The organism is Arthrobacter sp. 10T416 (genome assembly GCF_056394165.1).
Genome location: NZ_JBFTHI010000003.1, coordinates 221,597 through 236,376, shown reverse-complemented (window position 1 = coordinate 236,376; position 14,780 = coordinate 221,597). Strand labels below are relative to the sequence as shown.

Here is a 14,780-nt window from a genome sequence, read left to right as displayed (position 1 = left end):
CCCGGGACTAGAATCCGGCCATGAAACGGACTCTGCGTATTGTGGCCGACATCGTTGGGGCGTTGCTTCTGGCAACGGGTATCGCCGTTCCGGCGCAGACCGACCCGTTGCATTGCGGCGCTCCGTGTCCGCGTGATTACAGCGGCGACGGCTACCCGGATGTCATGGCACTCGACAGTCACGGCACGCTCTGGCTTTACCCCGGCGATGGCGATGGCGGGTTCAAGCCGAGGATCAAATCGGCGACCGGGTGGCACTACACGGCGATCATTCCCTCACGAGGAGCCTTCTACGGCGTCTTCGCCCGGGACAAGGACGGGAACCTCTGGGCCATCCCGAGCAACGGGCACTCCGGATGGCGGTCGCGGACCCCACTCGGCGGAGGCTGGAACCAAATGACCAGCATCATTGACGAGTCTGGCCGTGGCAACCTGCTCGCCATCGACCGCTCCGGGACGCTCTGGCGTTACCCGTACACCACGGTCGGCAATGGCTACTCGGTCAGCTGGCAACCGCGGCAGCGGGCCGCCACCGGCTGGGCCGGCCGGATGCTCGTCGACTTGCATATCGGCGGGGGTTGGCCGTGGTTCTACGCGCGGGACACCCACGGCATACTCTGGCCCTACGACGACCGCCAAGGGATCCAGGTCAAGACCCCCACCTCGTACTACACCTTCGGCTCCGGCTGGAATCGTTACACACGAATCGTCGAGGCGGGCGACTGGGAGAACGTGGACGGGCTCAGCGACCTAATCGCCACGGACAAGCACGGCGACCTCTGGATGATCCCAGGCGGAGATGCGGGAAAGCACCGCGTAAAGATTGGCCACGGCTTTAGCGGTTACACCATCTGGTGACCCGGCGAGCCCAGGCCGGGAGAGAAAATGGAGCGGCTGACGGGAATCGAACCCGCGTATCAAGCTTGGGAAGCTAGCGCTCTACCATTGAGCTACAGCCGCAGAGCCGCAGAAATGACCGCAAAAACGCCTGGTCAAGATACTGCAGAACAACGAGATTTACCTTACCCCAGCCGCGGGGCTTCCCCGAACAGCAACACCGCGAGCACCGCCGTCGTGCCCGTTCCCGTCCGCGTGCAGCGCCACCAGTGGCGAATAGGTAGCCCCGTCTCAGTTCCACGTAGCACCGACAAGCAGGTCGAGTGGTGATTCGGCGGAAAGAGGTAGCTAACACTCGTGTGCGCCAATAAGTCACATTATTGACTGTGGAGACCGCAGCCACACTAGTCGCTAGAAGGTCTCCTCATGTTTCTTCGGACGTTGATTGCTGTTCATTTTCTCTGGTTATCGGACCGTCATAAACAGTCCGGTTCCCCTTCCAGCCAGGCCGACCAGGCCGCGCCGGCCAGTGCGCCGGCCGCTCATCGGGCCGACTCCTCCCGGCGCCGGTGATGAGCGAACTCAAACACCGCCGGCCATTCCACGCAGTACGGCGCGCGGCGGTTCCAGGAATCCAAGCACGTGCACTCACCCCGGAACGTCCCCAGCACTCGGTCTGGGACGACGAATCCCGGTTCGACCTCGCGGCCTCCCGGAAAGCAGTCACCCGGCAGTGGAAGAACTTCGCCAACCGTCTCCGGCTTACTGACTCGGCCGCCATCGCTGTATCCGTGGCCGCAGCCTACGTCTTCCGGTTCGGCGTCGATGCGCCCACCAGGTCCGCGGAGGAATTCGAAGCCCGGTACCTTGCAGTGTCTGTCCTCCTGCTAGCGGCCTGGATCGCCGTCCTGGAGATCTACCCCACCCGGGACAGGCGGACGTTCGGCATCGGTGCCGCGGAATACAAGCGGGTGGTTCAAGCCACCCTCAAGCTCTTCGGCGCCCTGGCCATCGCCATGGTCTTCGTCCGGTTCGACGTCGTCCGCGGCTATTTCGCCGTCGCGCTGCCCCTGGGGCTGGTCCTGCTGACAGGCACGAGGTGGCTGTGGCGGAAGTGGTTGAACCTGAAGCGGCGCGAGGGCAAATACCTGTCCCGGGTCATCGTGATCGGCGAACGCGCCGACGTCGAGTACGTCATCAACAACATTGAAAAGAACCGGGCCGCCGGCTATGAGATCACCGGGGTCGGGTTGTCCGCCCTGGACAAATCGGTGGAGCTCCGGGCGCCCTGGTACCGAATTCCGGTGGTGTCGAGCCTGGCCGATGTTTCCCGGATGGTCGAAACTGCGGGTGCGGACGCCGTCATTGTCGCGGGCAGGGTCCCCGGCGGCAGCACCTACATCCGGGAACTCGGCTGGAAGCTTGAGGCCACCGGAACGGAGCTTGTCCTGGCGTCAACGCTGACCAACGTCGCCGGACCGCGCATTCACTGGCGCCCGGTGGACGGCTTGCCGCTGGTACACGTTGAACTCCCGCAGTACGCCGGTGCCAAGCACATCCTCAAGCGGGTCATGGATGTGGCCGTCGCGTCGCTGGCGCTACTGATGTTGTTCCCCCTCATGGTGGTTCTCGCCATCATCGTCAAGCGGGACAGCCCGGGGCCCGTCTTCTTCCGCCAACTCCGCGCCGGCAGAAACGGTATGCCGTTCCACATGGTGAAGTTCCGTTCAATGGTGCAGACCGCCGAAACGGATCTCGGATCGCTGCAGGCGCTCAACGAGGGCTCCGGGCCGCTGTTCAAAATGCGGAACGACCCACGGGTCACCAATTGCGGGCGGTGGATGCGGAAGTACTCCCTGGACGAGCTGCCGCAGTTCTGGAATGTCCTCACCGGCGAGATGAGCCTGGTGGGCCCACGGCCGCCGCTGCCCACCGAAGTTGAACGCTACGAGAAATTCACCAGCCGGCGCCTGCTCATCAAACCCGGGATAACGGGCCTCTGGCAGATCAACGGCCGCTCCGCCCTCCCGTGGGACGAGAGCATCCGGCTGGACCTCTACTACGTCGAGAACTGGTCGCTAACCGGTGACCTGATCATTTTGTGGCGAACGTTCAGGGCCATGCGCAGCCCCGTCGGCGCCTACTAAGGAGCAACCATGAGCACACTGATTGGCTACGCAGCCGGGGCGTTCGATCTCTTTCACGTCGGCCACCTCAACCTCCTCCGCCACGCAAAAGCCCACTGCGACTTCCTGATCGCAGGCGTCGTATCCGACGAGCTATTGGTTCAGGCGAAGGGCCGGCCGCCGGTGATCCCCCTGGCCGAACGCCTGGAAATCGTCCGGTGCATCAGTTACGTCGACGACGCCGTGGCGGAAACCCTGCCGCGCAAGATCGACACCTGGCGGAGCCGGCCCTTCGACGTCTTCTTCAAGGGAGACGACTGGAGGGGCACACCCAAAGGCCTCGCCCTCGAACGCGAGTTTGCCGCCGTCGGGGTAAGAGTCGCCTATTTCCCCTACACGATGCACACGTCCAGCACCGCGCTCCGCCGGACCCTGGATCTCTTGAACGCCGGCACCCAGGAAAGAGGGGTCCTGCACAGCCTGCCCTGAGCGGTCGATTCGCGCCCCGCCGGCGCCGGCTCACCGCACGGTCTCAACCACTGGCCCGGCCCCAACAACCAGCCCGGTCCCACTAAAGCTCGGTCTCTATCAGCAGCATGTACCAAACTTCGGGGGTAAAAAATGAACAACGCAACGCCCAAACCTGCCGGTTTACGCATCGCCCTGGTGGGCACGCGCGGCGTACCCGCCCACTACGGAGGCTTCGAAACCTGCGTGGAGGAAGTGGGCCGGCGGCTCGCCACGCGCGGGCACACGGTGACGGTTTACTGCCGGTCCGGCAACGGTCCGGACAGGAAAGCCGAATTTGAGGGGATGCGGCTGGTGCACCTTCCGGCGGTCCGACGGCGCTCCCTGGAAACCTTGAGCCACACCGGCCTTTCCGTCGCCCACCTGATGGCGCACCGGGCCGATGCCACCATCGTCTTCAACGCCGCCAACGCGCCCTGGCTCCCGCTGCTCCGGCTGGCCAGGCTCCCCGTCGCCACCCACATGGACGGACTCGAATGGAAGCGTGCCAAGTGGGGGCCCGTCGGCCAGCGCTACTACCGCTGGGCGGAAAGCTTCGCCGTGCAGTTCTCCAACGCCCTGATCGCGGACGCCGCCGGGATCCGTGACTACTACCGGGATACCTTCAACGCGGACACGGAGCTTATTTCCTACGGCGCCCCGCTGCTTGAGCCGAGGGCACCCCAGCACCTCGGGTCAGTGGGCCTGGGCGCCGGAAAGTACCATCTGGTGGTCGCCCGGCTGGAGCCGGAAAACCACGTGCACACCATTGTGGAAGGTTACGTGCGCAGCCGCGCCAAACTCCCGCTGGTGGTTGTCGGGTCCACCCCGTACGGGCAGGGGTACGATCAGCGGCTCAGGACCTCGGCCGACAGGCGGGTCAGTTTCCTGGGCGGCGTCTGGAACCAGGAGCTGCTCGATGAGCTCTACGCCAACGCACTGGTCTACTGGCACGGGCACTCCGTGGGAGGAACCAACCCTTCGCTGCTCCGGGCCATTGGTGCCGGCGCGGCAACCAACGCGTTCGACGTGAACTTCAACCGTGAGGTCCTCGGCCCGGTCGGCCGGTATTTCCGGGACCCGGACGACGTCGCCCGCCTGGCTGAAGAAGCAGAAACACAGCCGGCCCTGACGCGCTCGCGGGCCAACCAGTCCCGGGAGGCAGCTGCCCGCTACGACTGGGACGTGGTGGCCGACGGGTACGAGGCCCTCTGCTATGCGCTGGCGTCCCGGGCGCTGACCAAGGCGCAAGGCCCCCGGGTCCGCAGCTTCGCCGCGGCCGCCCGGCACACGGCGGGCGAAAGCCAGGTGGCACAGTGAGGCCCCCGATCCCGCGGGCTCCGATGAACCCGGCGCGGCTCCGAAGCGCCCTGCGCGCAACCCCTAACCCCAGCAGCATTCCCGTGGAGGTCCCCATGCACCAGGTCCCTGCAGTACCGGCAGTATCAATTTCGACGGGCGCCAGGAGCCGTCTCCTGCGGCGGAAAGTCCTGGCGACCCTCGTCGGTGCCACTGTCGGCGTCGCACTCCTGTCCGGCTGCAACGCCGCGGCAGGGGCGCCCGGCCAGGCCGCCGCAGCGGCACAGGGCGCCGCGTCGAGCGACCCGAAGCCGACGGCGGACGGCCCGTCACTTCCTCCGGGCGGCCCGGGGTTCGTGGACAACTCGACGGCGGCCCCTGTGGTCAAGAGGGACAAGGAGAAGGCCGCCACCGCAAAGTCGCGCGCCGTGCCGGGCGACTTCGGCTCGGCTCCGGCCAAGTACACCGACGGAGTCCTTGTCTCCGTGGGCGGCATGCGCAGCGGGGTGGTGTCCGGCACGGACCCCGGCACCATCTCCGGAGCGCCCTACGTCTACATGGATATCACCATCCACAACGGTTCCGGCGAGGTCCTGCCGGTGTCGAACGTGGTGGCGACCCTGCGCTACGGGAACGGCAAAACAGCAGCGGCACCGCTCTACGAGGGCGCCAACGAGCTCGACTTCGCGGGCACCATCAACGCCGGAGACAGCCAGACGAGGGGTTACGCCTTTATGGTCCCCAAAGGCACCGAAAGCGCCACCCTCTATGTGGACATCGACGGCGGCCACACTCCCGCGGCCCTCAGCGGAAACCTCCCGAAGTAGTGGCCAGCCACAAGTCCCAACCCAACGCCCCGGCAGGCCAGGCCGGCCGAGGCATGCTCGGCGGTGTCGCCGCCCAGGGGTCGCAGGCGCTCGCAAGCTTCGGACTGCAGGTCCTGGCCGTAAGGACCCTCGGGCTCGACGGGCTGGGGCAGTTCGCCATCATGTACGGCGTCGTTCTGCTGGTCACGGCCATTGTGAGCGGATTTATCGGCGACACCTTGACCGTCCAGGACCGCCACGATCCGTCAATCCGGTTCACCCTGCAGCTGTGGTGCCTGGGCCTGGGCCTGGGGAGCGGGCTGTGCGCGGCCGTCATGGCGATGGCCTCCGGCCTGCTGGCGCCGTCTGGGGCCTGGATCTTCGGGGGAGCGATTACCGTTTTTGTCCTCGAAGACACCATCCGGCGGCTGCTCATGGCGCACCTCCTTTTCTGGAAAATCGTCGTCGTTGACCTCGCAGGACTCCTAGGCGCCCTGGCAGCACTCGGCGCGGAAGCAGCAGGCGGGCCCTTGGGCCTCAGCTCCTTCTTCGCCGCGATCATCTGGGGCCAATCCGCGGCGCTCATCATCGGGGCGGCACTCTTGCCCAAGGATGACCGCTACCTGATCCTGGCGGCCCGGAAACTCTCGCCGGCAGTGGCCCGCTACGGCATCTGGCGTTCCCTGCAACAAGCGGTCCGGCCCACGCTGCTCACCGCCGTTCGGGTGTCTGTGACGCTCCTGGCCGGACTGGCCGCCACCGGAGAACTGGAGGTCGCCCGGATCTACGTCGCACCGATCATGTTGATGGTCAGTGGTGCGTCCTCGTACCTGTTTGCCGCTTTCGCCCGGCAAAGCGCCGTCCCGATGACGGAATTGCTGCGCAGGGCGGACCGGGGCGTGGCGGTCCTGACCGTCGTGGCCGTAGGCGCGGGCGTCGTCGCCCTCGCATCGTTGCCCACGGTGGGCCGGCTCGTAGCGGGACAGCAGCCGGAGGTCGCTGCCGTGCTCGGCTGGATCGCCTACGCCACGTCCGTGGCGGCGGTAACGCCCTACGGTGCCCTCGCCGCAGTCCGCGGCAAACAGGCCGGCGTCCTGGGTCTGCGCGTGGCGGACTCCCTCTTCTCCCTGCTTCTGGCGGGGGCATTCGTCGCGGTCACCACCGGGTACACCATGGTGCCCGCCCTGATGGCTGTCGGCTCCTTGCTCGGCGGCCCGCTCATCCGCGGCCTGCTGATCAAGCCTCTGCTGGTTTCCGAAATTCAATCAACGGCGGCAGTTCAGCCTCCGCGGTCTCGAAAGGTGGCACATCGTGCATAGCAACAAATTTCCATCGCAAGAACACTTGTCCAGGGGGTCATCGACCATGAAATCACGCGCCAACAGGTTCAACCGGTCCGTCCGCGGCCTGGCCGGGGCGACGGCCGCCGTCGTCATTGCTGCTTTCTTCAGCGCCGGTGCGGCGGCAGCCGCGGACAACCCTCCACCGCCACCCCAACTGCCACCAACGGTGAGCGGCGACGTGCTGCCCACACCACAGATCAACGGTGTGGTTTGGAAGACGGCGGTCATCGGCAACACGGCCTATGCGGTGGGCAGTTTCACCACGGCCCGTCCCTCCGGCGCCGCACCGGGAACCAGCGAAGTCACCCGCAACAATGCGATGGCCTTCAACATCCTGACCGGAGCGATCCTGCCTTGGAACCCCAACCTCAACGCCCAGGCGCGGACCATCAAGGTCTCGCCGGACCAAAAGAAGATCTATCTGGGCGGCGACTTCACCACCGTCTCGGGCAACGCGCGGGGAAAGGTCGCGGCGTTTGACGCGGCCACGGGCGCGCTCGACCCCAACTTCAAGCCGACCGTCAACGGATCCGTCTGGAACGTCGCGGCCAGCAGCAACGCCGTCTACGTGGTCGGGTCCTTTGGCGTTGCCGGCGGAGCGACGCGGCGGAACATGGCGTCCTTCACCACCGCCGCGGGCGCACTGCTGCCATGGAATCCTGCTTCTGACGACATTGTCGAGGCAGTGGTCGCGGCACCGGACAATAGCAGGGTCGTTGTCGGCGGCCGGTTCCAGCAGCTCAACGGTTCGCCCATCGTCGGCATCGGAGCCGTCGATGGTGCCGCTGGCGGCCTGCTTCCCTGGACCAGCCGGCCCATCCCAACACGGCAGGACACCAACCGATCCGGAGTCACGGAACTCTCACTCGTCGGAGGCGTGGTCTACGCCAGCGCCGACGGCGAGGGCGGGCACTGGTTCGACGGGCGGTTCGCCGCGGACTTCGCCACTGGGGACCTGCTGTGGCTGAACAACTGCTACGGCGCCACCTACGGGATTTCCGTGATGGACCAGGTCATGTACTCCGTGGGCCACGCCCACGACTGCACCTCGGTGGGCACCTTCGCCGACCACAGCCCGCAGATCTGGAAGCGGGCCACGGCCGATACGACGTTCGCCACCGGAACTGACCAGGGGGCGCCCGGATCCAACATGAACTACGCCTACCAGCCCGTTCCGACGCAGCTGCCCTGGTACCCCGAAGTCAACGCGGGCAGCTACACGGGTATGTACCAGGGTGGCTGGTCGCTCGCGAACAACGGAACCTACCTTGTGATGGGCGGTGAATTCACGCGGGTCAACGGGCAGAACCAGCAGGGCCTCGCAACCTTCGCGAAGCGATCCGTCGCCCCCAACAAGGTGGGACCGACCTACAGCCCCATGAAGCCGAACGTCCTGTCGCTGAACTCCGGGACGGCGCGAGTCGCCTGGACCGGCACCTCGGACATCGACGACGGCACACTCACCTACGAAGTCCTGCGAGATAATGGCACCGTTCCGGTGTTCAGTGTCGACGCAAAGTCGCCGTGGTGGGCGCTGCCCCAGCTCGGGTTCACGGACACCGGCCTGGTTCCGGGGTCCACCCACACCTACCGGGTGCGGGTGAAGGACCCGGAGACCAATAACTACACCGGCAGCCGCTCCGATCCGATCGTGATCTCCTCGGCCGCGCCCAGCGCCTACGCCCAGAAGATCATCGGCGACGGCGCCACGAACTACTGGCCGCTCAATGAACCCGCCGGTTCAGTGGTCTTCGACAACGCCTCTTTCGCCGACGCCGATGCCGGTTCCGGCATCAGCCGCGGCGCCGGCGGCGCCATCCCCAACGACGCGGCGTCGACCTTTGACGGGACCAGCAACGGCTTTGCCGCAACCCGCGCCGCCATTCCCGGACCGGACACGTTCACGGCCGAAGCTTGGTTCAAGACCACCAGCACCAGCGGTGGCAAGATCCTCGGCTTCGGCGGCTCGGCAACCGGCGACTCGGGCACCTACGACCGCCACATCTACATGGATAACGCCGGCCACATCTGGTTCGGTGTCTACCCCGGCGGAGTCCAAACGCTGAACACCGCCAACACGTACAACGACGGACAATGGCACCAGGTCACCGCCAGCCTCGGCAGCGACGGGATGCACCTCTACATTGACGGCGTGGCGGCAGGGCAGCGGAACGACGTGACGTCCGGCCAGGCCTACAACGGCTATTGGCGCATCGGCGGGGACAACCTCGGCAGCTGGCCCAACCAGCCCGCCAGTTCCTACTTCGCCGGTGCCATTGACGACGTCGCCATCTACCCCACGGTGCTGACCCGGCAAACAGTCCTCTCGCACTTCACCGCGAGCGGCCGCGAATCCAGCCTTCCGCCGATGCCCAAGGACGCTTACGGTTCGGCCATCACGTCGGACCAGCCGGACCTCTACTGGCGCCTCGACGAAACCTCAGGCACCCAGGCCGTGGATTCGACGCAGTCCAGCAACAACGGCGCCTACCAGGGCGGCGTAACGCAGGGGGCAACCGGAGTGATCCCGGGCTACAGCGGGACGGCGGCCACCTTCAACGGACAGGACGCGGTGGTCTCCGGCCAAAACTCGGTGAGCAATCCGACCACCTACTCCCTCGAGTCGTGGTTCAAGACCACCACCACCCGGGGCGGGAAGATCATCGGGTTCGGCAACAACAACACGGGCCTGTCAGATAACTACGACCGGCACCTCTACATGCAGGATGATGGCACGCTCGCGTTTGGGGTCTGGACAGGGCAACCGAACCTGATCATCACGCCAGTGGCCTACAACGACGGGAAGTGGCACCACGTCGTCGCCGAACAGTCCAGCGACGGCATGAAGCTCTACCTCGATGGCGCCCTGGTGGGCACCAACCCGCAGACCCAGGCCCAGCCCTACACCGGATACTGGCGCGTCGGCGGAGACACCACGTGGGGATCCTCCAGCCCTTACTTCGACGGCACCATCGACGAAGTCGCGGTGTACTCCAAGGCGCTGAGCGCCGATCGGGTGGCTGCGCACTACAACCTGGCTGCGCCGGCCAACGTCCTGCCGGGAGCCGCGTTCACCTCGACCGGCCAGAACCTGGACGTCACCGTGGACGGTACCCAGTCCAGCGACCCTGACGGTCAGATTGTGAACTACGCCTGGGACTTCGGTGACGGCCAACTCGGCTCCGGGGCCACGGCAACGCACAGCTACTCGGCCGCGTCCACGTACGCCGTGAAGCTGACGGTTACCGACAACCGCGGCGGGAAATCAACGGTCTCCCACGACGTCACTGTCACGGAGCCGCCCAACCAGCTCCCGGCCGCGGACTTCGCCGCCACCACGGCGAACCTCAAGGTATCCGTGGACGCGGCAGCGTCGCACGACCCCGACGGAACGCTGGTGAACTACGCCTGGGACTTCGGTGACGGCCACACGGCGACGGGGGTGAACGCCGAGTACACCTACCTCACTGCGGGTAAGTACACGGTGACACTGACCGTGACGGACAACCGTGCCGGGACCAGCACCACCACCCGGGAGGTGACGGTGGAACGGCCGCCCAACGCGCTGCCCACCGCCGCCTTCACCCCGACGACCCAGAGCCTCGACGGATCCTTTGACGCTTCGGCCTCAAGCGACTCCGACGGGCAGATTGTGGACTACAGCTGGGACTTTGGGGACGGCTCTACCGGCAGTGGGGTCACCGGGCACCGCACGTACGCGGCCGCCGGCACCTACACCGTCACCCTGACGGTCACCGATGACCGCGGCGGCCAGGCCCGGATCGCACACGACGTCACCGTCGCTCCTGTACCCAACAGGGCTCCGACGGCGGCTTACGCGTTCACGACCACCGATCTCCGGGCAGCCTTCGACGGATCGGCGTCGTCCGACCCCGACGGAACAATCGACGCGTACGCGTGGGACTTCGGCGACGGGTCAACCGCCACCGTCGCCGCACCGGCCCATGTCTACGGCACGGCCGGCACGTATAACGTCACCCTGACCGTGACCGACAACAAGGGTGCCCGGGACGCGGTGGTCCACGCTGTCACGGTCACCGCCGCTCCGCCGCCCAATGCGCCGCCGGTCGCCTCATTCTCGAGCGTGGTCAACGGCCTGAGCGGACAGTTCGACGGTTCGGGTTCGTCCGATCCGGACGGCACGGTCACCGGTTACGCGTGGGACTTCGGCGACGGGTCCGGCGCAACCGGCCCGACGGCGAACCACACCTTCACCAGCGCGGGCGAATACTCCGTCACCCTTACTGTCACGGACAACAAGGGCGTCACGGACTTCATCGTCCACAAGGTGACGGCCTCGGCGCCCGCGAACGCGGTGCCCGTGGCGGCTTTCACGTCGCAGGTCCAGAACCTGAAGGTCAGCTTCGACGGATCGGCATCCTCTGATTCGGACGGGACCATCAGCAGTTACGAGTGGGCCTACGGCGACGGCGGCACGGGGACGGGCGCGACGGCGAACCACACCTATGCAACCGCGGGTGACTACGACGCCGTGCTCACGGTGACCGACAACTCCGGAGCGACCAACTCGGTCACGCACCGGGTGACGGCCACCGCGGCGCCAAACACGCCGCCCGTAGCGGCCTTCACCAACTCCGCCGGCAGCCTGCAGGTTTCCTTCGACGGCTCGACGTCGACGGATTCCGACGGGTCGGTCGCCGGCTACGCCTGGGACTTCGGCGACGGGGCAACCGCCACCGGGGTGACCGCTTCACACCGTTACGGCAAGGCCGGAACGTTCACGGTCCGGCTCACGGCTACCGATGATCAGGGTGCCAGTTCCACGAAGTCGGCCCAGGTGGTGGTGACGCAGCGGAGCTTCTCGCAGGATGCATTCTCCCGGACCGTCACCAACGGCTTCGGTTCCGCGGATCAGGGCGGGGCCTGGACAAGCTCGTCCAGCTCCAGCAACTTCTCAGTCACCAACGGAAAGGGGAATATTCGTATGGCGGGTCCGGGATCGGGCCCTTCCATCTTCCAGAAGTCGGCAAGCCAGGCTGATGCCGAGATCCGGGTGAGCGCCGGTGTGGACCGCGCGCCAACAGGCGGCGGAATCAACCTGTCCGTCATTGGCCGCAGCGTCGACGGCCAAGGCGATTACCGTGCCAAGGTGAACCTGCTGGCCAACGGGGGAGTCACCCTGGGCCTGTTCCGCGTCAACACTTCCGGGGTCGGCACCATGGTGGCCGCCGAGTCGGTAGTCCCGGGTCTCACCTATCAGGTTGGCGATGTCCTGAACATGCGCGTGCAGGTGACAGGAACGTTCCCGACGACGGTCAAGGCCAAGGTCTGGAAGGCCGGCACCACCGAGCCCGCGACCTGGACGAAGATGGGTGCTGACTCCACAGCGGGTCTGCAGGCCGCCGGTTATGGCGGACTATTTTCCTATCTCTCCAGCTCGGCAACAGTGGCGCCCGTAGTGGCCTCCTGGGACAACTGGTGGGCCGGGGAGAGCGCCGACCAGTAGCCGGCGCCCCACCCAGCTGAAGCCTCAGGCGGGTTCGCCCGCCTGAGGCTTCGGCCACCCGGCCAGCTTTGTCGCCTGAAATAGCGACGAATTACTTATCCAAGGAAGGACCAAAATGTCTAATGCAGTGAACATTTCCCGCCAGGGATCCATTCACGATTTCCGGGCGGCATTAGAGTCGCTGAGGACTGCGCAAAAAACCTCAAAAGGGGCTCCAGCGTACTCTCGCTACATTAATCGTCCCCTGGGCCGTCCCCTTGCTGCGCTGGCATTTGCCTGGAAGATGACTCCTAATCAGGTGACAGCAATAAGTGCGGTCATGACGTTCTTTGGACTGCTCATTGTGGCCGTCACGCCGCCCCGGGCGTTCACGGCGCTCGCAGCGGTATTGCTGCTGGTGGCCGGGTACGCCCTCGATTCGGCAGACGGTCAACTGGCCCGTTTGCGCGGCGGCGGCAGCTTCGCCGGGGAATGGCTGGACCACGTGGTGGATGCCTTCAAGGCCAGCCTCCTCCACATCACGGTTCTCCTTTGCTGGTGGCAGTTTTACGATCTGGACGCAGCGTGGTACCTGGTTCCCCTTGCATACACCGTTCTGTCCTCGGTGTTCTTCTTCGCGGTCATCCTCACTGACCAGTTGCGGCGGCAGCACCGCGGAAGTTCTGCGATGTTTCTTCAAGGGGAGGGACACTCGTCAGCCTGGTATTCGCTGGCTGTTGTCCCCACCGACTACGGCCTCATGATCGTGGTCTTCGGCCTTCTTTGGCTTCCGCAGGCCTTCATCACTGTCTACGTCGCGCTGTTCATCGCGAACCTCATTTTTCTCGCTCTGGCGCTGCCGAAGTGGTTTGGTGAAGTACGCGCATTTGCCAAAGCGTAGTCCGGTATTTTCTTCGCATTTTCCCTCGTCAATTACTAGTTTGGATGTAATGCTATGTACTACAAACCCCTGTGGGACGGGAACTGCGATCGGGACAACCTCATGGAGCTATCCGACTATTTGAAGGCTTTTCGGGAACGCTGGCTGTTGATTCTGGTCTGCACCCTGGTTGGAGGCGGGTTGGCGGGCCTAATTACCCAGCGCATCCAGCCCACGTACACCGGAGAAGCGACCCTTTTTCTGAAGGTTGATTCCAAGACAGGTTCCCTTTACGAGCGTTCCCAGTTCGGCCTGCAGCGGGTCAAGTCGTATCCCGCCGTCGTTCAGAGCCCCGACGTACTCCTGCCGGTTATGGCGGAGCTCAAACTTGGCGGGACCCTGGAGGACCTCCAGGCGCGCGTCTCTGCCACCAACCCCACCAATACGTTCTTCCTGAAAGTGCAGGCCGAGGACAGCTCCGCTGATCAGGCAGCAGCCGTGGCCAACGCGGTGGCCAAAAACCTGGCCGTGCAAGTCGCGGTTTTGGAAACGGCCAAAGGCGAGGCTGCCTCCGCCGTCTCCCTGGTGCAGACCGTCCCCGCCTCACCGCCGACCAGCCGGACCTCTCCGAGCCTGGCTCTGAACCTCGCCCTTGGATTGCTGATCGGACTATCGCTGGGGCTTGGGACGGCGGTTGTTGGCAAGCGGTTCGGCCAGCGGATCCGCACCGCCGACGACGTTCGGGCGGCCAGCGATCTGCCGGTTCTGGGGGTGCTGGGACGTAAATCCCGCCGCAGGCCGGTCATTCCGTCCCGGCACCGGTCGGGCCTGGACGAGACGAGGTCCCATCAGGACCTGGTCACCAACTTGCAGCTTGTCGCCGGGGGGCGGCTGCCCAACCTCCTGGTCCTGGTCTCAGAGCTGGATTGGCAGGCGCAGCACAGGCTTCGCCAGGAACTGGCATCGACCCTCGCGGGCACCGGCCGGGCCGTCTGCCTCCTGGAATCCGAGCTGCCGCCCGGTGCCGCCGACGACGGCACGCTGCCGCCCGGCTCCCGCGGCCTCGCTGATCTGCTCAGCGAAAAGTGCGAGGTAGTCGAGGCGCTGATCCCGAGCGCCGACGGCAAGTTCCAGGTCCTGCCGCCAGGCTCCAAGGCTGCAGCGCCCAGCGAATTCGTCATCCAGAAGCGCTTCCCCATGGTGGCCAACCGGCTGCGGGAAAGCTTCGACGTCATCCTGGCGGAGGCCGGTCCACGCTCGGAACCGCTAAGTCTCGCGATGGTGGCCCCGTGTGCGGGCGGCGTTCTCCTGGCCGTCCAGTACTCCAAAACCCGTAAGCGCGAGCTCGCCCGTCTGCTGGCTGAGGTGAAGGCGTTCGGATTGCGGCCGTTGGGCGTTGTGATGACGTCGGTGCCGGGTTCCCGGCGGGTGCCTGTCACCGACGGATGGCGGTCGGGCGACTTCCGCGATACAGACCTGCAGTTTGAACTTCAAAGAGTCCACGAGTATCGGTGAT

Annotated in this window: 9 protein-coding genes and 1 tRNA gene; 9 read left to right on the top strand and 1 reads right to left on the bottom strand. The window is 65.6% G+C overall.

The genetic code is table 11. The features are described 5' to 3' along the window. Positions 1-20: 20 nt before the first annotated feature. Positions 21-857 carry an FG-GAP repeat domain-containing protein gene (locus tag AC1DBE_RS06285; protein ID WP_476878269.1) on the top strand — a complete coding sequence of 279 codons (837 nt, stop codon included), beginning with the start codon at positions 21-23 and terminating at the stop codon, positions 855-857. A gap of 28 nt (positions 858-885) precedes the next feature. On the opposite strand, the gene AC1DBE_RS06280 is transcribed toward AC1DBE_RS06285, so the two are convergent. Continuing rightward, positions 886-959: transfer RNA gene (locus AC1DBE_RS06280), tRNA-Gly, on the bottom strand. A 449-nt stretch (positions 960-1,408) separates the two neighbouring features. On the opposite strand from AC1DBE_RS06280, the gene AC1DBE_RS06275 reads away from it, so the two are divergent. The 8 genes from AC1DBE_RS06275 (at position 1,409) to AC1DBE_RS06240 (ending at position 14,779) form a co-directional block, all read left to right on the top strand. Beyond that, on the top strand, positions 1,409-2,983 hold the full coding sequence (locus tag AC1DBE_RS06275; RefSeq protein WP_476878270.1) for a sugar transferase: 1,575 nt from the start codon (positions 1,409-1,411) through the stop codon (positions 2,981-2,983). A 9-nt stretch (positions 2,984-2,992) separates the two neighbouring features. Continuing rightward, on the top strand, positions 2,993-3,451 hold the full coding sequence (locus tag AC1DBE_RS06270) for an FAD synthase family protein (RefSeq protein ID WP_476878271.1): 459 nt from the start codon (positions 2,993-2,995) through the stop codon (positions 3,449-3,451). Between the two features lie 132 nt (positions 3,452-3,583). After that, entirely contained in the window at positions 3,584-4,789 is a 1,206-nt protein-coding gene (locus tag AC1DBE_RS06265) for a DUF1972 domain-containing protein (protein WP_476878272.1), read from the top strand. Between the two features lie 95 nt (positions 4,790-4,884). Then, a complete protein-coding gene (locus AC1DBE_RS06260; RefSeq protein WP_476878273.1) occupies positions 4,885-5,595 on the top strand; it encodes a DUF4352 domain-containing protein in 711 nt (236 codons plus the stop codon). After that, positions 5,595-6,893, top strand: coding sequence for a hypothetical protein (locus AC1DBE_RS06255; protein ID WP_476903244.1), 1,299 nt, complete (start codon positions 5,595-5,597; stop codon positions 6,891-6,893). Before AC1DBE_RS06260 ends, AC1DBE_RS06255 begins: the two co-directional genes overlap by 1 nt. A 46-nt stretch (positions 6,894-6,939) precedes the next feature. Further along, complete coding sequence (locus tag AC1DBE_RS06250) at positions 6,940-12,405, top strand: PKD domain-containing protein (RefSeq protein ID WP_476903243.1); 5,466 nt, start codon at positions 6,940-6,942, stop codon at positions 12,403-12,405. A gap of 115 nt (positions 12,406-12,520) precedes the next feature. Next, positions 12,521-13,285, top strand: a complete 765-nt coding sequence (locus tag AC1DBE_RS06245; RefSeq protein ID WP_476878666.1) for a CDP-alcohol phosphatidyltransferase family protein — start codon at positions 12,521-12,523, stop codon at positions 13,283-13,285. A 54-nt stretch (positions 13,286-13,339) separates the two neighbouring features. Beyond that, the gene (locus tag AC1DBE_RS06240; protein ID WP_476878665.1) at positions 13,340-14,779 is read left to right on the top strand and encodes a Wzz/FepE/Etk N-terminal domain-containing protein; all 1,440 of its coding nucleotides are present in this window, start codon (positions 13,340-13,342) and stop codon (positions 14,777-14,779) included. Position 14,780: the final 1 nt, after the last annotated feature.

Coding starts and splice junctions, on each gene's coding strand:
- AC1DBE_RS06285 (WP_476878269.1), top strand. CDS start 21: ATGAAACGGACTCTGCGTATTGTGGCCGACATCGTTGGGGCGTTGCTT.
- AC1DBE_RS06275 (WP_476878270.1), top strand. CDS start 1,409: ATGAGCGAACTCAAACACCGCCGGCCATTCCACGCAGTACGGCGCGCG.
- AC1DBE_RS06270 (WP_476878271.1), top strand. CDS start 2,993: ATGAGCACACTGATTGGCTACGCAGCCGGGGCGTTCGATCTCTTTCAC.
- AC1DBE_RS06265 (WP_476878272.1), top strand. CDS start 3,584: ATGAACAACGCAACGCCCAAACCTGCCGGTTTACGCATCGCCCTGGTG.
- AC1DBE_RS06260 (WP_476878273.1), top strand. CDS start 4,885: ATGCACCAGGTCCCTGCAGTACCGGCAGTATCAATTTCGACGGGCGCC.
- AC1DBE_RS06250 (WP_476903243.1), top strand. CDS start 6,940: ATGAAATCACGCGCCAACAGGTTCAACCGGTCCGTCCGCGGCCTGGCC.
- AC1DBE_RS06245 (WP_476878666.1), top strand. CDS start 12,521: ATGTCTAATGCAGTGAACATTTCCCGCCAGGGATCCATTCACGATTTC.
- AC1DBE_RS06240 (WP_476878665.1), top strand. CDS start 13,340: ATGTACTACAAACCCCTGTGGGACGGGAACTGCGATCGGGACAACCTC.